General features: G+C 60.7%; 17 protein-coding genes and 1 pseudogene. 12 read left to right on the top strand and 6 right to left on the bottom strand.

Annotation, left to right across the window (positions count from 1 at the left end; genetic code table 11):
- Both egtD and AAEZ08_RS09975 read left to right on the top strand, forming a co-directional pair.
- Positions 1 to 963 carry an L-histidine N(alpha)-methyltransferase gene (gene egtD / locus AAEZ08_RS09970; RefSeq protein ID WP_500124194.1) on the top strand — a complete coding sequence of 321 codons (963 nt, stop codon included), beginning with the start codon at positions 1 to 3 and terminating at the stop codon, positions 961 to 963.
- Positions 964 to 966: 3 nt separating this feature from the next.
- The gene (locus AAEZ08_RS09975) at positions 967 to 2,745 is read left to right on the top strand and encodes a S8/S53 family peptidase (protein WP_500124196.1); all 1,779 of its coding nucleotides are present in this window, start codon (positions 967 to 969) and stop codon (positions 2,743 to 2,745) included.
- 6 nt (positions 2,746 to 2,751) lie between these two features.
- On the opposite strand, the gene AAEZ08_RS09980 is transcribed toward AAEZ08_RS09975, so the two are convergent.
- The gene (locus AAEZ08_RS09980; protein WP_003285634.1) at positions 2,752 to 3,225 is read right to left on the bottom strand and encodes a MarR family winged helix-turn-helix transcriptional regulator; all 474 of its coding nucleotides are present in this window, start codon (positions 3,223 to 3,225) and stop codon (positions 2,752 to 2,754) included.
- A gap of 175 nt (positions 3,226 to 3,400) precedes the next feature.
- Between AAEZ08_RS09980 and AAEZ08_RS09985 the strand changes: the two genes are divergently transcribed.
- The 5 genes from AAEZ08_RS09985 to AAEZ08_RS10005 all read left to right on the top strand — a co-directional run bounded on the left by AAEZ08_RS09985 (position 3,401) and on the right by AAEZ08_RS10005 (position 11,589).
- Entirely contained in the window at positions 3,401 to 5,173 is a 1,773-nt protein-coding gene (locus tag AAEZ08_RS09985; protein ID WP_483031907.1) for an N-acetylglutaminylglutamine amidotransferase, read from the top strand.
- 136 nt (positions 5,174 to 5,309) lie between these two features.
- Positions 5,310 to 7,049 carry an N-acetylglutaminylglutamine synthetase gene (ngg, locus tag AAEZ08_RS09990; RefSeq protein ID WP_003285631.1) on the top strand — a complete coding sequence of 580 codons (1,740 nt, stop codon included), beginning with the start codon at positions 5,310 to 5,312 and terminating at the stop codon, positions 7,047 to 7,049.
- 128 nt (positions 7,050 to 7,177) lie between these two features.
- The gene (locus AAEZ08_RS09995) at positions 7,178 to 8,380 is read left to right on the top strand and encodes an osmoprotectant NAGGN system M42 family peptidase (RefSeq protein WP_058064201.1); all 1,203 of its coding nucleotides are present in this window, start codon (positions 7,178 to 7,180) and stop codon (positions 8,378 to 8,380) included.
- Positions 8,381 to 8,580: 200 nt separating this feature from the next.
- Positions 8,581 to 11,325, top strand: a complete 2,745-nt coding sequence (locus tag AAEZ08_RS10000; protein ID WP_102821563.1) for a hybrid sensor histidine kinase/response regulator — start codon at positions 8,581 to 8,583, stop codon at positions 11,323 to 11,325.
- Positions 11,326 to 11,361: 36 nt separating this feature from the next.
- Positions 11,362 to 11,589 (top strand): YheU family protein, encoded by a 228-nt coding sequence (locus AAEZ08_RS10005; protein ID WP_003285627.1) that lies wholly within the window; start codon positions 11,362 to 11,364, stop codon positions 11,587 to 11,589.
- A 34-nt stretch (positions 11,590 to 11,623) separates the two neighbouring features.
- On the opposite strand, the gene AAEZ08_RS10010 is transcribed toward AAEZ08_RS10005, so the two are convergent.
- The 5 genes from AAEZ08_RS10010 to AAEZ08_RS10030 form a co-directional block, all read right to left on the bottom strand.
- Positions 11,624 to 12,052, bottom strand: a complete 429-nt coding sequence (locus AAEZ08_RS10010) for a hypothetical protein (protein WP_003285626.1) — start codon at positions 12,050 to 12,052, stop codon at positions 11,624 to 11,626.
- A 114-nt stretch (positions 12,053 to 12,166) separates the two neighbouring features.
- A complete protein-coding gene (locus AAEZ08_RS10015; protein WP_181066800.1) occupies positions 12,167 to 13,297 on the bottom strand; it encodes an MFS transporter in 1,131 nt (376 codons plus the stop codon).
- Between the two features lie 128 nt (positions 13,298 to 13,425).
- The gene (locus AAEZ08_RS10020) at positions 13,426 to 14,235 is read right to left on the bottom strand and encodes an SDR family oxidoreductase (RefSeq protein ID WP_500124198.1); all 810 of its coding nucleotides are present in this window, start codon (positions 14,233 to 14,235) and stop codon (positions 13,426 to 13,428) included.
- 241 nt (positions 14,236 to 14,476) lie between these two features.
- Positions 14,477 to 16,132: a cation acetate symporter gene (locus tag AAEZ08_RS10025; protein WP_500124221.1), complete on the bottom strand. Its 1,656-nt coding sequence runs from the start codon at positions 16,130 to 16,132 to the stop codon at positions 14,477 to 14,479.
- Entirely contained in the window at positions 16,132 to 16,446 is a 315-nt protein-coding gene (locus AAEZ08_RS10030) for a DUF485 domain-containing protein (protein WP_003285621.1), read from the bottom strand. Before AAEZ08_RS10030 ends, AAEZ08_RS10025 begins: the two co-directional genes overlap by 1 nt.
- Before the next feature lie 281 nt (positions 16,447 to 16,727).
- Here AAEZ08_RS10030 and AAEZ08_RS10035 point away from each other — a divergent pair, with 281 nt between their 5' ends.
- The 5 genes and pseudogenes from AAEZ08_RS10035 (at position 16,728) to AAEZ08_RS10055 (ending at position 20,830) form a co-directional block, all read left to right on the top strand.
- Positions 16,728 to 16,952: a DUF2061 domain-containing protein gene (locus AAEZ08_RS10035; protein ID WP_003285619.1), complete on the top strand. Its 225-nt coding sequence runs from the start codon at positions 16,728 to 16,730 to the stop codon at positions 16,950 to 16,952.
- A gap of 218 nt (positions 16,953 to 17,170) precedes the next feature.
- Positions 17,171 to 18,463 (top strand): alpha/beta fold hydrolase, encoded by a 1,293-nt coding sequence (locus AAEZ08_RS10040; RefSeq protein WP_003285618.1) that lies wholly within the window; start codon positions 17,171 to 17,173, stop codon positions 18,461 to 18,463.
- 4 nt (positions 18,464 to 18,467) lie between these two features.
- The gene (locus tag AAEZ08_RS10045) at positions 18,468 to 19,223 is read left to right on the top strand and encodes an MlaA family lipoprotein (RefSeq protein ID WP_003285617.1); all 756 of its coding nucleotides are present in this window, start codon (positions 18,468 to 18,470) and stop codon (positions 19,221 to 19,223) included.
- A 92-nt stretch (positions 19,224 to 19,315) separates the two neighbouring features.
- Positions 19,316 to 19,546: pseudogene (locus AAEZ08_RS10050) on the top strand (pirin family protein); the annotation flags it as partial.
- Positions 19,547 to 20,500: 954 nt separating this feature from the next.
- Positions 20,501 to 20,830 (top strand): hypothetical protein, encoded by a 330-nt coding sequence (locus tag AAEZ08_RS10055; RefSeq protein ID WP_500124199.1) that lies wholly within the window; start codon positions 20,501 to 20,503, stop codon positions 20,828 to 20,830.
- Positions 20,831 to 21,318 lie beyond the last annotated feature (488 nt).

The following is a 21,318-nucleotide window of genomic DNA, read 5'->3' on the forward strand; positions in this document are numbered from 1 at the left end:
ATGGCGCTGGCAATTCACTTTCACGATCAGCTGCAACAGCCACATGATGCTTCCCTGCGCGACGAAACCCTTGCCGGGTTCGCTGCGAGCCCGAAATGGGCCTCACCGAAGTTCTTCTACGATCGCCGCGGTTCCGAGCTGTTCGAACAAATCTGCCAGCAGCCCGAGTACTACATCACCCGCACCGAAGAACAGATTCTCGCCGACGCGGCCAACGACATCCTCGACATCGCCGGTCCCCACAGCGACCTGATCGAACTGGGCAGCGGCGCGAGCCGCAAGGTACGCCTGCTGCTGGAGGCGCTGCACCCAACCAGCTACCTGGGCATCGACATCTCTGAAGACTTCCTGCTCAGCAGCACCCAGCGCCTGGCCGCCGACTATCCCTGGCTGGAGGTGCACGCGGCCTGTACCGACTTTTCCAACGAGCTGAACCTGCCGGATGATTTTTCCAGCGAGCACCCGCTGATGTTCTTCCCCGGTTCCAGCATCGGCAATTTCACCCCGGGCGAGGCCGCAGCCTTTCTGCAGCGGCTGCACGATGTGCTGCCGGTCGGCGGCGGCCTGGTGATCGGCGTCGATCTGGTCAAGGATCGTGCGGTGCTGGAAGCGGCCTACAACGACCGCGCCCATGTCACAGCCGCCTTCAACCTCAACCTGCTGCAGCGCATCCGCAACGAGCTGGACAGCGACATCGACCCGTCACGCTTCGTCCATCGCGCCTTCTTCAACGAGGCCGAATCGCGCATTGAGATGCACCTGATCAGCCCCGATGCGCAGGACGTGACCATCGAAGGCCGGCGCTTCCACTTCGATGCCGGGGAAAGCCTGCATACGGAAAACTCCTACAAGTACACGCTGGAATCCTTCGCTGCCCTGGCCGATGCCGCCGGGTTCGACTGTCGCGGTCAGTGGACCGACCGGCGCGGGCTGTTCAGCGTCAACTACCTCGAGCGACGTTGAACCATGCCTGCACGCGCTTGCACCCTGTTCACCCTTGGCCTCGGGCTATTGGGCACCCTCATCATCCTTCCGGCAGCTGCTGAAGACCCAATCCGCATCACCCAACTCAAGCGTTGCGGCGACCTCTTTGCCGAGGATCCGCAGAGTTGGTGTCTGCAGGCCAAAGGCCTGCCCCGCGCCAATGTGCAGCTGTACCTCAACAGCCAGCGATTGGATGCCGACACGCTCCAGCGCGACGGGGAGCAGCTGCGCCTGACCCTCGGGCCGGACGCAGTACGCAGCGGTCCGCTTTGGCTGGAGCATGATGGAACGCGCAGCAACCCTGTCTGGCTTTCGGCCGGACGCAGCCAGGTGCTCGCCGCCAAGCCCGATGAGGTGGCGCGCAACATGGACGACCTGACCACTTATGTCGATCTGGTCAGCCTGATCATCGAGGAGGATCACGACGGCCTGAAGAAGGCGCGGCAACTCGCCGAGAAATACGACGCCAAGGTGGTCGGCGCCATCCCACCGTTGAACACCTACCAGCTGCGCCTGCCGGTGAAGGATCTGACCGAACGCGACGCCATGGTGCTGCGCCTGGGCAGCGAGGTGGGTGTGGATGCCGTGGTAATCGAGGAATCGGCCGCCGAGAACGACGAGCAGGAAACCGGCAAGACCGCGGATCAGAAGCGCCCGCAGAACCGCGAGTGGGCCGCCAACCGCTTCCTCGATGCAGTGGACTACTACCGCGAACGCATTCCCGCCGGCCAGCGCACCGGCGAAAAACAGCCGGTGCGTATCGGAATCATCGAGCGCGCGGTGGATTTCGATGCACCGCATTTCGCCGAGTACCTCGAACCCTGTGACCCGCAACAGCAGCGCACCTGTCTCTACGCCCGCGATGCCGATCGGCCGGACAACCACGGCAGCAGCGTCGCCGGCATTCTCGCCGCCCACGCCAGCGATGCCCGCGATCAGGGCTTTCTCAGTGCACTGGACGGCACCGGGCCGGGCTTCGAGGTCATCGTCGAGCGCAACTCGGACGCCGGCATCACGGCCAACGTCGCGGCCTCGGTAAATCTGGTCGAAGACGGCGCGCGCATCCTCAACTGGAGCTGGGGCATTCACCGCATCGGCACGGTAGATGTGGATGGCGAACCGGTGGACTCGCTGCTGCGCTCCGGGATTGCCATGAGCGGCTACGAAGAGCTTCTGGAGGAGTTCTTCCTCTGGCTGCGCCGCGAGCATCCTGACGTGCTGGTCATCAACTCGGCGGGCAATGGTTCGGCCCACTCCGGGCTCGACGACTATCGACTGCCCTCCTCGTTCATCACCGAGCAGCTGCTGGTGGTCGGTGGCCATGAGCGCGACGACAGGAAAAAGGTCTCGGTGGAGCACCCCGACTACGTGCGCAAGCGCAAGTCGTCCAACGTCGATATGCGTGTGGACATCACCGCAGCCGCCTGCACCCGCGCCGCCACGCTCGACCCCGACAAGCGCGGCGACGTGCACTGCGGCACTTCCTATGCCACGCCGCTGGTTGCCGGCGCAGTGGGCGCGATGCTGTCGGTCAATCCCGAGCTAGAGCCGGATCAGGTGCGTGAACTGCTACGCCGCAGCGCCATGACCATCGGCCGTGATTCGGATTTCGAACCCGCCGAGGCGGATGACCTTACCGCGCCGATTCTGCCGTCGGAACGCGGCTATCGGCTGGATGATCGCGATGTCGGTCGCTCGGCACGGCTGGACATGCGCAAGGCGCTGGAGCTGACCGTGGAAAGCCTTAAGAACTCGCGCTAGCGGCGCTCACTCCATGTCGCCGCACAGCTCGGCGGCACGCAGCAGCGCGGCGGTCAGCGCGTGGCGCTCCCATTGTGGCAGGGCGGCGAAACGTGCGCGGAATTCCGGAGACAACAGCGCAGGCGCCTGCTGCAACAAGGCGCGGCCGTTATCGCTGAGCAGCAGCCACTGGCGGCGACGGTCCTGATCGTCGCGCTGGCGCTGCAACAGGCCGCGCTCCTCCAGCCGGTCGATCTGACCGGAAAGCGTGGCTGCGGTAAGGCTGACGCGCCGACTCAGGTCACTTGCGGTCAACTGCCCTTCGCTAGCCAGCACCTGCAGGATCATCAGCTGCACAGGGCTCAGCCCGCCGTAACGCGCCAGCCGTTTGGCATGCACTTCGGCGTCTTGCTGCAACCGGCGCATGGCCTGAAACAGCGGCATTTCGAAGGCTTCTAGCTCGACACTATTGATTTCGTTTGAAACTGTTTCTTCCGCCATATTCAGTATTTCTTGCTACAACTAACTTTGACATCAAAGCATTTTTTTGTTTTGGTGTAAAAAGCTGACTGACCTATACCCGGCCGCATCGGCGCCGCTGCGCTGATCCGAAAGGCTGAACTTCGCGGGTGACGGGCCAGTCACACTCCCCAACGGCAAAACCGGTAAGGATCTTATGTGTGGCATAGCTGGAGAACTTCGTTTCGATAACCGCCCGGCCGATCTGGCTGCGGTTGAACGCATCACCCAACATTTGACTGCGCGCGGCCCCGACGCGTGCGGTTTTCATAGTCAGGGCCCACTTGCCCTGGGTCATCGACGTCTGAAGATCATGGATCTGTGCGAGGCCTCCGGCCAGCCGATGATCGACTCGGCCCTCGGCCTGTCGATGGTCTTCAATGGCGCCATCTACAACTACCCGGAATTGCGCGCAGAGCTGGAAGGCCTGGGTTATCGCTTCTTCTCCGAAGGCGATACCGAAGTGCTGCTCAAGGGCTTCCATGCCTGGGGCGAAGCGCTGCTGCCGCGACTGAACGGCATGTTCGCCTTCGCCATCTGGGAGCGTGACAGCCAGCAGCTGTTCATCGCCCGCGACCGTCTTGGCGTCAAACCGCTGTACCTGTCGCGCACCGGCCAGCGCCTGCGCTTCGCCTCGTCGCTGCCGGCACTGCTCAAGGGCGGCGATATCGCCGGTGTACTGAATCCGGTGGCACTGAACCACTACATGAGTTTCCACGCCGTGGTTCCGGCACCGGACACGCTGATCGCCGGTATCGAGAAATTGCCGCCGGCGAGCTGGATGCGCGTCGACGCCAATGGCGCAACCACCACCCAGCGCTGGTGGGAGCTGGAATTCGGCGCCCGTGAAGAGGAACGCAATTACAGCTTCGAAGACTGGAAGCAGCGCACGCTGGATACCATGCGCGAGGCAGTGGCGATTCGTCAGCGCGCCGCGGTGGATGTCGGCGTGCTGCTCTCCGGTGGTGTCGACTCCAGCCTGCTGGTCGGCCTGCTGCGCGAAGCCGGTGTGGCGGACAACCTGCTGACCTTCTCCATCGGCTTCGAAGACGCCGGCGGCGAGCGCGGCGACGAGTTCAAGTACTCGGATCTGATCGCCAAGCACTACAACACGCGTCATCACCAGCTGCGTATTCAGGAAAAGGAAATCCTCGAACAGCTGCCGGCCGCCTTCCAGGCGATGAGCGAGCCGATGGTCAGCCATGACTGCATCGCCTTCTACCTGCTCTCGCGGGAAGTGGCCAAGCACTGCAAGGTGGTGCAGAGCGGCCAGGGCGCCGACGAACTGTTCGCCGGCTACCACTGGTATCCGCTGGTGGACGGCGCCGAAGACCCGGTGGCGGCCTACCTCGCCGCGTTCCGCGATCGCACGTACGAGGAATATGCCGAGACCGTGCAGCAGCAGTGGGTCCAGGGCGACTTCTCGGGCGACTTCGTGCGCCAGCACTTCGCCCGGCCCGGCGCCGATGCGGCGGTGGACAAGGCCCTGCGCATCGACAGCACGGTGATGCTGGTCGATGATCCGGTCAAACGCGTGGACAACATGACCATGGCCTGGGGCCTGGAGGCGCGCACGCCGTTCCTCGACTACCGCGTGGCCGAGCTGTCGGCGCGGATTCCGGCGAAGTTCAAGCTGCCCGACGGCGGCAAGTACGTGCTCAAGGAAGCCGCACGCCAGGTGATCCCCGCCGAGGTGATCGACCGGCCGAAGGGCTATTTCCCGGTGCCGGGCCTCAAGCATTTGCAGGGTGCGACGCTGAACTGGGTTCGCGAGATGCTGCTCGACCCCAGTCAGGAACGCGGCCTCTATAAGCCGCAGGCACTGGAGAAACTGCTCGCCGATCCGGATGGCCAGCTCACGCCGCTGCGCGGTTCAAAACTCTGGCAGCTGGCAGCGGTCAACCTATGGTTGAGCGAACAAGGCCTTTGACGGTGGCCGATGCAGGCGCCAGGCCACGACGGCCCCGATAACCCGCTCACGAACGGCTGCGGTTGCCACGCACCACGGGGGCGAGCACATCGCCCCGCCGCGTGCCGGTTCGTGACTTAGTATCAAGGAACGCACCATGCAGAAGTCCCAAGCCTACGGCCAGCGTCTGTTGCGCGGACAGGCTCCGACCTACCAGAGGCTGCAGGCACGCTTCGCCGAGGATGGTCAGGAAGAACCCTGCGGCCCGGTGGTCCTTCACTGCGGCTGGGGCCGCATCCTGGTCGGCCACACCTATTCCGACCCTGCACAGCTCGCGGCTGAACTGCTCAACGAGCAGGCTGGCGAGCGCGACATCGCGCTGTATGTCGCCGCTCCGCATCAGGTGCTGTCCTATGCCCCGCAGCAACTCTTCCTCGATCCCTCCGATACCATGCGTATCTGGTTCACCGACTATCGCCCTTCGCAGAAGCGATTCCGCGGTTTCTGCGTGCGCCGCGCCCAGAGCGATGCCGACTGGCACGCCATCAACGGCCTGTACCAGTCGCGCGGGATGATGCCGGTCGATCCGGAGCGCTGCACCCCACGTGAACAGGGCGGCCCGGTGTACTGGCTGGCCGAAGACGAGACCTCGGGGCAGATCATTGGTAGCGTCATGGGCGTCGATCACCACCGCGCATTCAACGACCCGGAGAACGGCTCGAGCCTCTGGTGCCTGGCGGTTTCGCCCAGCTGCCCGCGACCGGGCGTCGGTGAAGCGCTGGTACGCCACCTGATCGAACACTACATGGGCCGCGGCCTGGCTTACCTCGACCTGTCGGTACTGCACGACAACCAGCAAGCCAAAGCGCTCTACGCCAAGCTGGGCTTTCGCGATCTGCAGACCTTCACCGTCAAGCGCAAGAACAGCTTCAACCAGCCGCTGTTCCTTGGCCCGGGCCCTGAGGCGACACTCAACCCCTACGCCAAGATCATTGTCGACGAAGCACGACGCCGTGGTATCGAAATCGAAGTCAATGACGCCGAAGCCGGGTTGTTCACCCTGACCCAGGGCGGGCGTCGCGTGCGCTGCCGCGAGTCGCTGTCGGATTTAACCTCGGCCGTCAGCATGACCCTATGCCAGGACAAGCGCCTGACGCACCGCACCCTCTCTCACGTAGGCATCAGCCTACCCGCGCAGCAACTGGCCGCAGCACCTGGAGAAAACGCCGCATTTCTTGCCGAACATGGCAGCGTTGTGGTCAAGCCGGTGGACGGCGAACAGGGCATGGGCGTTGCCGTGGACCTGCGCGATGCCGCCGAGATGGAAGATGCGATCCAGCGCGCCAGGCAGTATGACAGCCGGGTGATATTGGAAAGCTATCACCCCGGTTTGGACCTGCGCATCGTGGTAATCGGTTTCGAGGTGGTCGCCGCCGCAATACGTCGCCCGGCGGAAGTCATCGGCGATGGCCGCACCAGCATCGGTTCGCTGATCGAGAAGCAGAGCCGCCGGCGCCAGGCAGCTACCGGCGGAGAAAGCCATATTCCGCTCGACGAGGAGACTCAGCGCTGCCTGCGCGACGCCGGAGTCGACTTCGATAGCGTCTTGCCCGACGGCCAGCGCCTCGCCGTGCGGCGCACTGCGAACCTGCATACCGGCGGCACGCTGGAAGATGTCACCGCGCAATTGCATCACGACTTGATTGATGCAGCCGTGCGCGCCGCCCGCGCCTTGGACATTCCGGTGGTCGGCCTGGACCTGCTGGTGCCGTCCCCGGATCAACCGGAGTACGTCTTCATCGAAGCCAACGAGCGCGTCGGCCTGGCCAACCACCAGCCGCAACCGACCGCCGAGCGCTTCATTGACCTGCTCTTCCCGCTCAGCACCACTGGCTGAGCACCGACGGTCCGGCGCCATGCCGGGCCGCCGCCATACGGTCGCTGGCGGCCGATAGGGCTCGCCCTCGGATACGCCCGACCCCAAGCTTAGAAGGTGGCCAACGGCCGCCATCAAAGGATGCTCCCATGACCGCACAACTACCTGAACCCGATCTCAATTACATGCAACGTGTGTTGCTGGAAATGCTCGCCATTCCCAGCCCTACCGGTTTCACCGATACCATCGTGCGCTACGTTGCCGAGCGCCTGGCCGAACTGGGCATCCCTTACGAACTGACCCGCCGCGGCACCATCCGCGCGACGCTCAAGGGACGCCGCTACAGCCCGGATCGCGCGGTAGCCGCGCACCTGGACACGATCGGCGCCATCGTCCGCGAGATTCACGACACCGGCCGACTTGGCCTTGCGCCCGTTGGTTGCTGGTCGAGCCGCTTTGCCGAAGGCAGTCGCGTCAGTGTCTTTACCGACACTGGTGTGATCCGCGGCAGCGTGCTACCTCTGCTGGCGTCGGGACATGCCTTCAACACTGCAGTGGACGAAGCGCCGGTCAGCTGGGACCACGTGGAGCTGCGTCTGGACGCCTACACCTATAGCCGCAACGAAACCTGCGCCCTGGGCGTCAACGTCGGCGACTTCGTTGCCTTCGATCCGATGCCGGAATTCACCGAGAGCGGCTACATCAGTGCTCGTCATCTGGATGACAAGGCTGGCGTCGCAGCCCTGCTCGCCGCGCTCAAGGCCATCGTCGAAAGTGGCCGCGAACCGCCCATCGATGTACATCCTCTGTTCACCATCACCGAGGAAACCGGTTCTGGCGCGGCAGGTGCGCTGCCTTGGGACGTCAGTGAGTTCGTCGGCATCGACATTGCGCCCGCAGCCAAGGGGCAAGCCTCGAGCGAGCATGCCGTCACCGTGGCAATGCAGGATTCTGGCGGGCCTTACGACTTCCACCTCTCGCGCCATCTGCTCAAGCTTGCCGGTGAGCACGAGATCCCGGTACGCCGTGACCTGTTCCGCTACTACCACAGTGATGCCCAGTCGGCGGTAGAGGCCGGGCACGACATTCGCACCGCGCTGGTAGCGTTCGGTTGCGATGCCACCCACGGTTATGAACGCACCCATATCGACAGTCTTGCCGCCATGAGTCGCCTGCTCTGCGGCTACATGCTCAGCCAGCCGGTCTTCGCCAGCGATGCTCATTCCAAGGATTCGCTGGAGCGTTTCAGTCATCAGCTGGAGCATGACGCTCAGATGGAAAACGACACGCGTGTACCACCCGTCGACACCCTCATCGGCCGCCATGCCGACCCGCAGGAACGTAACAGCTGAGCCCCCGGCTTACGTGACAAGGCGCCTGCTTCGAGCAGGCGGCGCTTGCCGCTGGGCGCGTAACTCGGCAAAGTTAGCCCCCACAAGGACGTGCGGCACTCTGAAGGCGCCATGTAGAGCCCGAAGGAATCGGTACCGTCACACCGCTCTACCCATATGTGTCGCCCTGGTTCAGGGGATGCACCCTTCCGGATTGGAACATGTTGCCGCGTTCATGCCTGGCTCTGCTGCTCATTTGCCTGTCGCTACAAGCATGGGCGTTCACCCCCGTCCTGCTCGATTCCATTGATACACGCCAATCCCTCGCCAGCGGCACTATGTATCTGGAAGACCCGGCCGGCGAGTTGAGTGTCGACGATGTCCTGCGGCTACCGGCCGAACGCTTGCAACCGGTCACGGGCGGCCATGTAAATAAAGGCAAGAACAGCTCGACCTGGTGGCTGCGCGCAAGCCTGGTAAATCGGTTTGGCATGCCCCTGGGCGGCTTCATCGAGATCAACTACCCGCTGCTCGACCATATCGAGCTGTTTCTGCAACACCCGGATGGCAGCATCAGCCGGCAGTTGACCGGGGATCGCTATCCCTTTGCGGATCGGCCGGTAAAGGTCAGCGATTTCTGGTTCCCCGTTGAGTTACCTCCGGGTGAAACCACAGTACTGTTACGGATCAAGACCACCAGCACCCTCTACGTACCGCTGTACTTCAGCACCTACAACGCCAGTGCGGCCCAGCAACAGGAACTAAGCGGCATCAGCGGCGCCTTCTACGGCGTGCTTTTCGCGATGTTCTGCTACAACCTGTTCCTCTTCGCCGCGCTGCGCGAACCTGCGTATTTCTGGTATCTGGTCTACACCCTCAACGTCGGCTTGTTTGCCCTTTCCTTCGATGGACTGCTGGTCAAATGGCTGGCCGACGACAGTGGGCTGGTGGCGCTGGGGATCTACGCCCTGATGTTCAGCCACTGCCTGATCGCCATTCAGTTCAGCCGGCACTTCCTGCACACCCGCGAGCTCTTCCCGCGGCTTGACCTCGTGTTGCGCTGCACGCTGCTGATCGCGCTCGGCAGCATGATTTCCGGCCTTCTACTGGACGTGCAGACCTGGAGCATTCTGGCCAGCATCACGGTGATCGTCGCCTCGTTCGGTCTGCTCGTCACTGGCGCCTTCGTCTGGCGCCGCGGCGTACGCTACGGGGTCTACTACACGCTAGCCTGGGGCGTGCTGCTGGCCTCGTTCATCCTGGTCACAGCCGGCTCACTGGGCTTCGAATTGTTCGGCCTGTACGGCGCGGCGGTGGTCAAGGCCAGCGTCGCCTTCGAACTGATCACTCTGTCCATTGGACTGGCCGACCGCATCAACCTGCTCAAGGAAGAGGGTTATCGCTCGCGTGAGGCCGCCGAGCGGGCCGCCAGCGAGAACGAGGCCAAGAGCCGCTTCCTGGCCAAGATGAGTCACGAGATCCGCACACCATTGAATGGCGTACTCGGCATGCTGCAACTGCTGCGTGAAACGCCGCTGGACCGCAGCCAGCAGTTCTATCTGGATACCATCTCCAGCTCCGGCAACTCGCTGATGGCAGTGATCAACGACATCCTCGACTACGCCCGGATCGGTTCGGGCAAGCTAAGCCTCGAGGACATCGATTTCGACCTTGAAGTGCTGATTTCCGAAACCATCAGGCTGTTCACCGCGCAAGCGCTGGAAAAACAACTGAGCCTGCACGTGGGACTGGAACCCGGTGTACCTCGGCGGATACGTGGCGACCCCACGCGGCTCAAGCAGATTCTGATGAACCTGCTGAGCAATGCGCTGAAGTTCACCGAGCACGGCCACGTGCTGCTCGAAGTCTCCTGCCGCCAACCTCAGGACGGCGCACCACGGCTAGTGTTCTGCGTCAGCGACAGTGGCATCGGCATGCGCCAAGAGGTGCTGGCGCAGCTGTTCGAGTCCTTCTCCCAGGGTGACTCGAGCACCACACGACGCTATGGCGGCAGCGGCCTTGGCCTGGCGATCAGCAAGGAGCTGGTGGAAATGATGAACGGCCATATCGAGGTGCAGAGTGCGCCGGGCCGTGGCAGTCGCTTCTGCTTCGAAATCCCGCTGCAGGCCGCCGTCGACCTGGAAGATCCGCTCGCCCAATTGCTGGCAGGACGCCCGGCATTGCTCGCGTCGCAGGACCCCCAGGGCCTCGAAGCGTTGAGCCATCTGCTGCGGCGCTGGGGTATGCGCACCGAGCGCTGCCAGACGCCGGAGCGCCTGCCGGACTACCTCACGGATTTCACCGCCCCGCCGCTGCTGGTCCTGCTGGCGCCATGGCCGGGCAGCCCAAGCCAATGGCTGGAGCGCCTGCGCCCGGAGCTGGAGGATAATCAGCGTGTGCTCATGCTCTACTCACCGATTCACGAGCCGCCGCCGCTTGCACCTGGGCTACGCCTGATCAGCCTCGCACTACCATTGCAGAGCGCTCCGCTGCGCGAGGCGCTGCAGACACTCTACGAGCAAGAATCACACGCACATACCGAGGACGACGAAACCAGTACGCCGCGCCCGCACAGAGAGCCCTGCATTCTCGTCGCCGAAGACAACCCGGTTAATCAGATGGTGGTTCGCGGCCTGCTGAAGAAGCGCGGCTATGCCGTTCAGCTCGCCGACAACGGACGTCAGGCAGTGGATCTCTACCGTCGCGATCCCGACGCCGTGCAACTGATTCTCATGGATTGCGAGATGCCCGAAGTCGATGGATTCGAGGCCAGCCGGCAGATACGCAAGCTGGAGGCAGACCGGCAACTGCAGGCTGTACCCATCATCGCAGTAACTGCTCATGTGCTGGCTGAGCATCGTCAGCGCGGGCTGGATTCGGGGATGGACGAATTCATCGGAAAACCGCTGGAGAGTCAGCAACTGTATGCTTGCCTGGACAGCTACCTGCAGGGCGGCGCTACGTAGTTCGCCGTCATCCCTGCGTTACCGAAAAGAAGTCCCATGCTCATACCCCACGATCAGCTCGAACCGGACACCCTGACCCGCCTCATCGAGGACTTCGTCACCCGCGAGGGCACCGACAATGGCGACGAAACACCGCTGGAAATCCGGGTGACGAGAGTGCGCCGCGCGCTGGACAAGGGTGAAGCGGTGATCGTGTTCGATGCCGATAGCCAACAATGCCAGCTGGCCCTCAGGCGCGACGTACCGCGCGAATGGTTGGACTGAGCGACTGCCGCTAGAAAGCCCTTGCGCGGTGACGTCAGCCGAACAGGCCGCTTTCCCGCTCCCAAGCGCAGCGCATGCGCAGGTCACTCTGCTGCGGGCTATGGCTACCCACCTCGGTCTGCCAGCGAAAGGTGTGCGTACCGTTGAGCTCGGTTTCCAGGTGCACCACAGCGCTGGTCCAGTACAGCTCCTTGAGCAACTCTTCGAAACGCTGCACCCAGAGCGTCCACTCGTACTCAACCGCACGATAGCTGGCGCCGAAGTGGATCACCTGAGTCTGATAAAGACCCAACTCTTCGTTACGGCAGAAGGAAAACATCTCGCGTCCGATGAAGGGCCAGGCTTCGCCCTGCGGCAGCGCCTGCACGGCGGCTAGATTGTTCGCCCGGCGCTGACGGCACTGCTCGGGGTCGGCGGAAGGCCAATCACGGATGCAGCCATAAACGATGGATTCAGACTCCACTCGAAACTCCGGAAACGCGGGGATTAGACACGACGGCGAGCTTTCTAACATAGCCCGGCGGGCCGGTCACCCGCGGCTTGGGAAGTGGTGAAACAGGCCACAGCCTGAGCGGTTTCAGGTACCTGTATGCCGTGGTCGCAAGCGCATCGCGAGCAGCGACATGCACGCCGCCATACCCGTCAATACCAGGAACGGCATGCGGTAGTCACCCGCCATATCACGCCCGAGGCCAGCCAACACCGGCGTCAGGCAGGCCAGGCTGTAGCCGGTGCATAGCATCATTGCAGTGAGCCGGCTGACGGCCAGCGGGGTGTTGGCTTCGTACATCGGCGAAATCAGCGCCAGGGAAAAGGTGCCATTGAGCGCAACGCCGAGCAGCATGCAGATAATCAGCGGCTGCCAGTTCGGCACCAAGGCGATCAGCGCCAGACATAGCGTCGCCAACACACCACAGGCGGCCATGATCCGGTGCCGGTTGCCCAGCCGCTGTGCCAGCCAGGGCATGGCGAATGCGCTCGGCAGGCCGATGAGCATGAAGCCGCTGAAGAACGCATTGCTTTGCAGCAGGCTGTAGCCAACCTCGTGATAGCGCGCCACCAGCCAGGTCGCCAGCGCATAGAACAACCCGGCCTGCAGGGCGAAATAGATACTCAGCAGCCACGCCCGCGGTTCTTTCCAGGGCAAGCCGGCGCGGCTCTCGCTGACGGCCTCCGGCTGGTTGGGCAAGCGCGACCAGATCAGCAGTGCGGCCAGTGCCGGCAGTGCCCATAGCGCCAAGCCCCGCGCCCAGTCCTGGCCCATTATTTCGGCGGCCGGCGCGGTCACTACCACACCGAGCGTGCCACCAACCGCCATGCTCAGTGAATACCAGGCAGCCGTCTGGCCCATACGTTCGAGGAAGTAGCGTTTGATGAAACCGGACAGCAGCGGCCCGGCAACGGCAATCCCGGCGCCAACCAGCCCGGCGGTGCCGATCAGCAGAACGGCATTGTGGCCGAACAGCCGCAACAGCAATGCCACACCGATCAGCCCGAGGCACAGCGCGATGCTGCGCTCCAGCCCGAAACGCACGGCCAGCCGCGGCGCCAAGGGCGCCAGCAGACCCATCAGCAGAACTGGCAAGGCCGTGGTGAGACTGATCAGACCGCGAGAAAGCGAAAGCTCTTCGGCGATGCGTTCGATCAGCGGAGCGAAGGAGGTAATGCCGGGGCGGAGGTTGATGGCAGCCAGGACCAGCGCCAGCATCAGCAGCCCGCGAGAGGGGAAATTCACAAGCGATCCATAGGGTTACGGCGAAAAAAGCCGGACCGCCAACCCTACTCCCCACCCTTCCCGGAGGCAACCTCAGCGGCCGCCGAAGCGGCCGGCCGTTGTCAGAGTGCCCGGCTCTTGGCACGCTTCTTTTCCGCCAGCAGCGCCATCTCGTCGTAGATCGCCTGCGGGTTCTGTTGCTTGACCTTCCGGGCCATGCGGCCCTCATCGTGCGGCAGGATCATGAATTCGCCCTTGGCGACCTGCTGGTGGATGTAGTCGGCGATGTCCGCCGCAGTAATCGGCGAGGACTCCAGCAGCTTGCCGATCTGCGCCTTCACGTTCGGCGTCGGACCGCGGAAGGAATCCAGCAGGTTGGTCTGGAAGAACGACGGGCAGACCACGTGCACGCTAACCTCGGCCTGGCGCAGCTCGACCAGCAGGCTTTCCGACAGCGCCACCACACCAGCCTTCGCCACGTTGTAGTTGCTCATACCCGGCGCCTGCATCAGAGCCGCCATCGAGGCGATGTTGATGATCTTGCCCTTGCTCTTCTGCACCAGCGGCAGGAATGCCTTGCAGCCCTTGACCACGCCCATCAGGTTGATCGCGATCTGCCAGTCCCAGTCCTCCAGCGACAGCTCGTCGAAGAAGCCGCCGGAAGCCACGCCGGCGTTGTTGACCACGATGTCGATACCGCCGAGCTTCTCCTCGCAGGCCTGGGCGAAGCCGATCAACTGGCTGTAGTCACGCACGTCGCAGCGCATGGTGAAGCCGTCACCGCCCGCTTCGCGGACCATCTTCAGGGTTTCCACCAGGCCGCCTTCGTTGACATCGGAAAGCGCCAGCTGCCAGCCCTCATGCGCCCAGCGCAGGGCAATCTCGCGACCGAGCCCGGAGCCGGCACCGGTAATCATCATGCGGTTGTGCATCGTCGTGCTGCCTTTTGTTGTTCGGGTAGTGGCAGCGAGTCTAGCGAATGCCAGGGCACGGACCGGCATCCATCAGACTGATGAATGCCATTGGCAAACCCGCGGCTCATGGGGCTGACCGCGCGGTTCCGGGCAGGCAATATGGGTGCAGGATGGGGCTGTTGCAGCCAGATGACAGCCCTCCTTGCAGGCATTAAAAAGGGCAGCCCGCAGGCTGCCCTCTTGTATTGCAGGCTGGACGTCAGTGCGCGACAGCGCCAGTAGCCCCAAGGCCGGTCTGCGAACGAACGAACTGGGCGAAGAAGCGCTCGCGCTCCTCTCCAGCACGCTTGGACTTGTCGGTGACCGAGAAGAACCAAATACCGGCGAACGCGGCGAACATCGAGAACAGCGCCGGGTACTTGTAGGGGAAGATCGCCTCGGTATAGCCGAATACGTCGACCCATACGGTCGGGCTGATGATGGTCAGCAGCAGCGCGGTAAACAGCCCCAGCGAGCCACCGAACAGCGCACCACGGGTGCTCAGACCTTTCCAGTACATGGAAAGGAACAGCACCGGGAAATTGCAGCTGGCGGCGATGGAAAACGCCAGACCTACCATGAAGGCGATGTTCTGCTTCTCGAAGATGATGCCGAGCAGAATCGCCACCACGCCCAGACTCAGGGTGGTCAGCTTGGTTACGCGCATCTCGTCCTCTTCCCGCGCCTTGCCCTGCTTGATCACGCAGGCATAGAGGTCATGGGAAACCGCCGAGGCACCGGCCAGGGTCAGACCGGCAACCACCGCGAGAATAGTGGCGAAGGCGACCGCGGAGATGAAGCCGAGGAACAGGTTGCCGCCCACCGCGCTGGCCAGGTGGATGGCGACCATGTTGGTGCCGCCGACGATGGCGCCAGTGACGTCCTTGAAGTCCGGGTTGGTGCTGACCAGCAGGATCGCGCCGAAGCCGATGATGAAGGTCAGGATGTAGAAGTAGCCTATAAAGCCGGTGGCGTAGAACACGCTCTTGCGCGCTTCCTTGGCGTCGGAGACGGTGAAGAAGCGCATCAGGATGTGCGGCAGGCCGGCGGTGCCGAACATCAGCGCGAGGCCGAGGGAGATTGCCGAGATCGGGTCGGAAACCAGGCCGCCCGGGCTCATGATCTGCGCGCCTTTCTCGTGGATCTTCACCGCCTCGGCGAACAGGCTGCCGAAGTCGAAACCGACACTCTTCATCACCATGACGGCCATGAAACTGGCGCCGGACAGCAGCAGGACCGCCTTGATGATCTGCACCCAGGTGGTCGCCAGCATGCCGCCGAACAGCACGTACATGACCATCAGCACACCGACCAGTACCACGGCTACGTAGTAGTCGAGGCCGAATAGCAGCTGGATCAGCTTGCCGGCACCGACCATCTGCGCGATCAGGTAGAAGGCCACCACGATCAGCGAGCCGAATGCCGAGAGCAGACGGATCTGCGTCTGGCCGAGGCGATAGGACGCCACGTCGGAGAAGGTGAACTTGCCCAGGTTGCGCAGGCGTTCAGCCATCAGGAACAGGATGATCGGCCAACCGACGAGAAAGCCGATGGAGTAGATCAGGCCGTCATAGCCGCTGGTGTAGACCAGCGCGGAAATGCCCAGGAAGGACGCCGCCGACATGAAGTCGCCGGCAATCGCCAGACCATTCTGGAAGCCGGTGATGCTGCCGCCAGCAGTGTAGTAGTCAGCGGTCGAGGTGTTGCGCTTGGCCGCCCACTTGGTGATGCCCATGGTGAACACGATGAACACCACGAACATGATGATGGCGGTGTAATTGGTGGCCTGCTTCTGAACTTCGCCGGTAATGGCATCGGCGAGCAGCGCGGGCGAGACTGCCAACAGCAGGGCAGCCATCAGGAAACGCGCGATCATCATTTCTGTGCCTCGTTGAGGATTTCCTGGTTGATGCGATCGAACTCGCCGTTGGCGCGCTGCACGTAGACCCCCGTCAGGATGAAGGCCATGAAGATCACGCCAACGCCCACCGGGATTCCCCAAGTGGTGACGGTATTGGCCGAAAGCGGAATGCCGAGGATCTTTGGCTCGAAGGCGATCAGCAGGATGAACGCCAGATAAGCACCAAGCATCACGGCCGACAGCAGCCAGGCGAAACGGCCGCGCTTGGCAACCAGCTCCTGGAAACGCGGGTTGGCATAGATCTGCCGGTAAACGTCTTCATTGTTCATTGGAATTATCTCTTCACGGTCGCTGCCCCCCAGGCGGGAGCAGGGCGGCTACTGTAGGTCCGGGCAAAGCCAGCACCACCCGACTTTGGTCTGAAGGCAGCTTCCTGCAACTCCCGCCGTAGAGCCTCTAACCGCGAAGAATGCGGCTTCGCAACAATTCCAAACACAAATAGTGTGGCGCTATGTCGCACATGCAAAATGTTGATTTCAGACATTGCTGAGCCTCGAACACACTGCAACCAACTTGAGAACGATTCTCGATTTCAAGAAGGAGGCATGCCATGCTCAAGACCGTGACGTTTACCGTGATGCACTTTTGCATTGCCTTCTCGGTTACTTACGCGCTGACCGGTAGTATCGCTATCGGTGGCCTGGTCGCAGCGGTCGAACCACTGTGCAATTCCGTGGCGTTCTACTTCCACGAGAAGATCTGGCAGCGCTTCGAGCGCAACCCTAACCGCGCACGCAGTGTTCCCAAACACGCCTGGCTGCACCACCAGGCATGACACGGTCTACGGGCATATGCCTGAATGCGCGAATTAGGCAGCATCTGTCGAGCCGTCCTGATTTCTACTTTGGCCACGGATCGAATTCGCAACGACGCTGCCATAGTGATGTTGGCTTGCAGTGTGCAGCCAATGCAGATCTGATTAGGACAGGTGGCGCGAAATGCCCGCAGCCACTTCGCTACAAGCCGCGAGTGGCTTGTTAATGGAGAAGTACCATGCAGCTGTTGTTGCGCCTGACTGCCCTGTTCGCCCTGGTCATAGCACCAGTGCATGCGGCGGACTTTAGCGTCGAAGAGTATGGCTATCCTTTGGCCAATCCTTTCGCCGCCACGATTGCCGGAACACCGGCTGAGCTCCGCGCCGAAGTCCCCAGCGACGATGACATCAACCAGGCGGACTACAGCCTGCGCCTGCGGCCAGAGCGCGAATTCACCTTGCCAGACAACTTTTGGCCAGTTAAGCGACTGCGTTATCGTCTCGCACGCCAGAGCGGTCCTGCACCGCTGATTTTCCTCATCTCCGGCACCGGGGCGCGCTACTCCGCGGGTAAGACGGAAGAACTCAAGCGCCTGTTCTACGGCGCCGGCTACCATGTGGTGCAGCTATCGTCACCGACCAGTTATGACTTCATGTCTGCCGCCTCGCGCTATGCAACGCCGGGTATCAGCAGCGACGACGCTAAGGACCTGTACCGGGTCATGCAGGCGGTTCGCGCGCAGCACCACAAGCTGCCCGTGACCGAATACCACCTTGCCGGTTACAGCCTCGGGGCCCTGAATGCGGCATTCGTCAGCCAGCTGGACGAAACCCGCCGCAGCTTCAACTTCAAACGCGTGCTGCTGCTGAATCCGCCGGTCAACCTCTACACCTCGGTCAGCAACCTGGACAAGTTGGTGCAGACACGCGTCGAAGGCATCGACGACAACACCACCTTTTATGAAGTGGTGCTTGAGAAACTCACCCGCTACTACCAGCAGAAAGGCTACATCGACCTAGACGAAGCGATGCTCTACGACTTTCAGCAATCGCACTTGAAGCTCAGTGATGAGCAGTTGGCCATGCTGATCGGATCGGTGTTTCGCTTTTCCGCCGCCGACATCACCTTTACCTCCGACCTGATAAACCGTCGCGGACTGATCACCCCGCCCGAATATCCGATCAACGAAAGTACTCGTCTGGAACCGTTTTTCAAACGCGCCCTGCTCTGCAGCTTTGACTGCTACATCACCGAGCAGCTCATCCCGATGTGGCGCGCGCAGTACGATGGTGGCAGCCTGACCCAACTGATCCAGCAGGTCAGCCTGTATGCACTTGAGGATTACTTGCGCGAGAGCCCGAAAATCGCCGTGATGCATAATGCCGACGATCTGATACTAGGCCCAGGAGACATCGGTTTCCTACGCCGCACCTTTGGCGATCGCCTGACCCTCTACCCACGTGGCGGCCACTGCGGCAATCTCAACTACCGCGTAAACACTCAACACATGCTGGAGTTCTTCCGTGGCTAAAGGAATGCTGCTGCCGCTGCTTCTGGCCAGTGGTCTGGCCTTCGCCGACACGCCCAAGGTAGATGAGGATGGCTTCACCCATCCGCTGCGCAACTTGGAATTCAATCCAGGACTGGACCAACGCGAGTTCGAGCGCGCGACCTTTCAGGCACTGGACGTGTACGACCCGTTCGAGTCGGTCAACCGACGCATCTATCACTTCAACTATCGGCTCGATCAGTGGGTGATGCTGCCGGTTGTGCGCGGCTACCGCTATGTCACGCCTCAACCAGTGCGTACCGGCGTAAGCAACTTCTTCAGCAACCTGGGAGAAGTGCCCACCCTGTTCAACAGCCTGGCCCAGCTGAAAGGCCAGCGAGCCGCGAACGCCACTGCGCGCTTTCTGTTCAACAGCATCATCGGCGTCGGCGGCCTCTGGGACCCCGCAACCCACATGGGGCTACCACGACAGAGCGAAGATTTCGGCCAGACCCTCGGCTACTGGGGCGTCCCTCAGGGACCGTACCTGATTTTGCCGGCGCTCGGGCCATCGAACCTACGTGATACCACAGGTCGCGTTGCAGACTTTGCCATCGAGCGGCAAATCGACTTTCTACAGTACTCCGAGACCACCGGTGGCGAGCTGAGCCTGACTGCGCTGCGCGCAATCAATGCACGACATGTCACCAGCTTCCGCTATGGCCAGCTCAATTCACCTTTCGAGTACGAAAAAGTCCGTTATGTCTACAGTCGCGCACGGGAACTACTGGTCGAGGAATAATCTAACCTGCCGATTGGTTAAAGCAGTATTACGCAACCATTGATCGAAACGACGCGCCTATTCTGGAGACATTCAATCAGGAGGCCTCGATCATGTCCCAACGGGAAATTCTATCCATCACGACCGGCCGGCCTACATCCGATGGCGCTGGCGTCAGTCTGACACGTGTTTTCGGCGGCGTAGCACCGGAGCGTTTCGACCCTTTTCTGATGCTCGACGAGTTCGGCTCGAACGATCCGGAAGAGTACATCGCCGGCTTCCCGCCGCACCCGCATAGAGGTTTCGAAACCATCACCTATATGCTCGAACATAGGTGCAGATACACAACGTAAATCCACCGCACTACTAATGCACACCTTCTGAAAATCAGAGTACACCCCTATTCCGTGTCACCCCTTGCTGCGCCTGATGCGTAGCCAGATGACACACAGCCCCCACCATCACATATCGAGGGTAGGTTTAGGATAGAGTTTGATTCTCAGGAGGATGTACTAGGTGTCAGAAGCATCAGCGGAAGGGATAAGCGTTAGAGAGCTAAAACGTATCTTGGCGGGGGAGAGGTCTAACAGACGTGCCCCGTAATCCGATTGTTTCCCGTAGTTTTGAGGGTGTAAATCGTCGTTCTCGTTTTTAGCCTTATGCCGATGCAGGTAGAAGACAGCGAAGATTTAACACCCTGTTCTCCCTATATAAATTTATTTAAGCCTTACTATTGCAATATAGAAAAAGTGGTGTATTATCCTCCCTTCACCTTTGAATTTTACGAGTAGCCTCCTCTTGGAGATAGCTGCTCTTTCGTGCGTCTTCTATTCAGCAACTATCAGCAGCATGACCGTTCGTCGGAAATGAATATAAGGCAAAGTTTGTTGATTAAGCTGAAACCCGCATATACAGCGGGTCTGGCAACTAAGGTAGCAACTAACACAACTTAGAATGATAAATTAATAGTTGCAATTTCCGCATTTATGTGTCATACTGCTAATAGGAAGTCAAGATTTATTTACTGATTTTTGGTCTTGGCTTTAGTTCTTCCGGAACACCCCAAGCTTGTGCAATGCGAGCTTTAAAGATTTCCTCCAATCATCACAGCTTGTTTCTCCTCTTCTTGTAGCTGTGATGGCTCCAAAAAGCCGATGGCTTCTAACTCGCTATCAATTTGTGCACACCCTCTTGGGTGTTTGGTCAGGTTAGTTTCTTTTATTTCTGAGGCGTTTCTCGAAAGAGCTACGCCTTTTTTATTGGTTTTTTTATGAATCTATTACTTAGGAGATTCGACTATGGCAATCACTCGTCAGTGTGTGTGGTGTTCAGCACCATTCACCGCAAACAGACAGCACGCAAAATTATGTGGCAATACGTGCACCGTGGCTTGGCACCGATACAAAAGAGTAAACCTCGACTGGCTTACCTCTAAAGAAGCGTTTGAGGTATTGAGTAATATGGCGCAGGAAGGCAGGCATCCTAATCCGCTATTTGCACCGGCACACAGAGCGTTTAAGGAATTGGAGGCTGATGTATATGCAAAGGCTTCAGAGGCACTATCCACCTACAACAGCTTCTTAGAAAAGGTTATCGAATACGGACAAGAGGAGGAACGGCCTAATTAAACGACCGCGACACCATCTTTTACTAAGGGTTTTCACCCCTTAAATCGGTTATTAATACAATCCATACCCATTACAGGCTTTAGTCTGTTTGCGTATTTCTATTGCCAAAATATAAGGAAACAATCATATGAGACAGTGTCTAGTTTGCAACAAAGAGTTTGAGCCAGTACGAAGCAATCACCGAAAATGCAGCAATCTCTGTTGCGTCAGACACTATCAGGAGCGTTTGAAAGCTAAAGAGAAGTTTGCAGCGATTCTGAAACAGCTAAAGAGCCCAGAAGCCTTAAATATGTTGAATCAGGAATTGGAGCGAATGCTAGAGGCAACCCCAGATGCCGCGATCTGAAATATATATAGGATCGCTTGCCTACTCCAAAGAATTGCTGCTGATTGAGCTTGAGCTGCTCAACAAGCTACAGCGGCTGAGTCTGAAAGAAGGTGTCTCTGTATCGGAAACCGTAAACCACCTGCTAAACCAACTATTGAAG

It is taken from the genome of Pseudomonas sp. E45-MNA-CIBAN-0222 (genome assembly GCF_040310405.1).
GTDB classification, from domain to species: domain Bacteria; phylum Pseudomonadota; class Gammaproteobacteria; order Pseudomonadales; family Pseudomonadaceae; genus Stutzerimonas; species Stutzerimonas stutzeri_AC.

Coding starts and splice junctions, on each gene's coding strand:
- egtD (WP_500124194.1), top strand. CDS start 1: ATGGCGCTGGCAATTCACTTTCACGATCAGCTGCAACAGCCACATGAT.
- AAEZ08_RS09975 (WP_500124196.1), top strand. CDS start 967: ATGCCTGCACGCGCTTGCACCCTGTTCACCCTTGGCCTCGGGCTATTG.
- AAEZ08_RS09980 (WP_003285634.1), bottom strand. CDS start 3,225: ATGGCGGAAGAAACAGTTTCAAACGAAATCAATAGTGTCGAGCTAGAA.
- AAEZ08_RS09985 (WP_483031907.1), top strand. CDS start 3,401: ATGTGTGGCATAGCTGGAGAACTTCGTTTCGATAACCGCCCGGCCGAT.
- ngg (WP_003285631.1), top strand. CDS start 5,310: ATGCAGAAGTCCCAAGCCTACGGCCAGCGTCTGTTGCGCGGACAGGCT.
- AAEZ08_RS09995 (WP_058064201.1), top strand. CDS start 7,178: ATGACCGCACAACTACCTGAACCCGATCTCAATTACATGCAACGTGTG.
- AAEZ08_RS10000 (WP_102821563.1), top strand. CDS start 8,581: ATGTTGCCGCGTTCATGCCTGGCTCTGCTGCTCATTTGCCTGTCGCTA.
- AAEZ08_RS10005 (WP_003285627.1), top strand. CDS start 11,362: ATGCTCATACCCCACGATCAGCTCGAACCGGACACCCTGACCCGCCTC.
- AAEZ08_RS10015 (WP_181066800.1), bottom strand. CDS start 13,297: ATGCTGGCGCTGGTCCTGGCTGCCATCAACCTCCGCCCCGGCATTACC.
- AAEZ08_RS10020 (WP_500124198.1), bottom strand. CDS start 14,235: ATGCACAACCGCATGATGATTACCGGTGCCGGCTCCGGGCTCGGTCGC.
- AAEZ08_RS10025 (WP_500124221.1), bottom strand. CDS start 16,132: ATGATCGCGCGTTTCCTGATGGCTGCCCTGCTGTTGGCAGTCTCGCCC.
- AAEZ08_RS10030 (WP_003285621.1), bottom strand. CDS start 16,446: ATGAACAATGAAGACGTTTACCGGCAGATCTATGCCAACCCGCGTTTC.
- AAEZ08_RS10035 (WP_003285619.1), top strand. CDS start 16,728: ATGCTCAAGACCGTGACGTTTACCGTGATGCACTTTTGCATTGCCTTC.
- AAEZ08_RS10040 (WP_003285618.1), top strand. CDS start 17,171: ATGCAGCTGTTGTTGCGCCTGACTGCCCTGTTCGCCCTGGTCATAGCA.
- AAEZ08_RS10045 (WP_003285617.1), top strand. CDS start 18,468: ATGCTGCTGCCGCTGCTTCTGGCCAGTGGTCTGGCCTTCGCCGACACG.
- AAEZ08_RS10055 (WP_500124199.1), top strand. CDS start 20,501: ATGGCAATCACTCGTCAGTGTGTGTGGTGTTCAGCACCATTCACCGCA.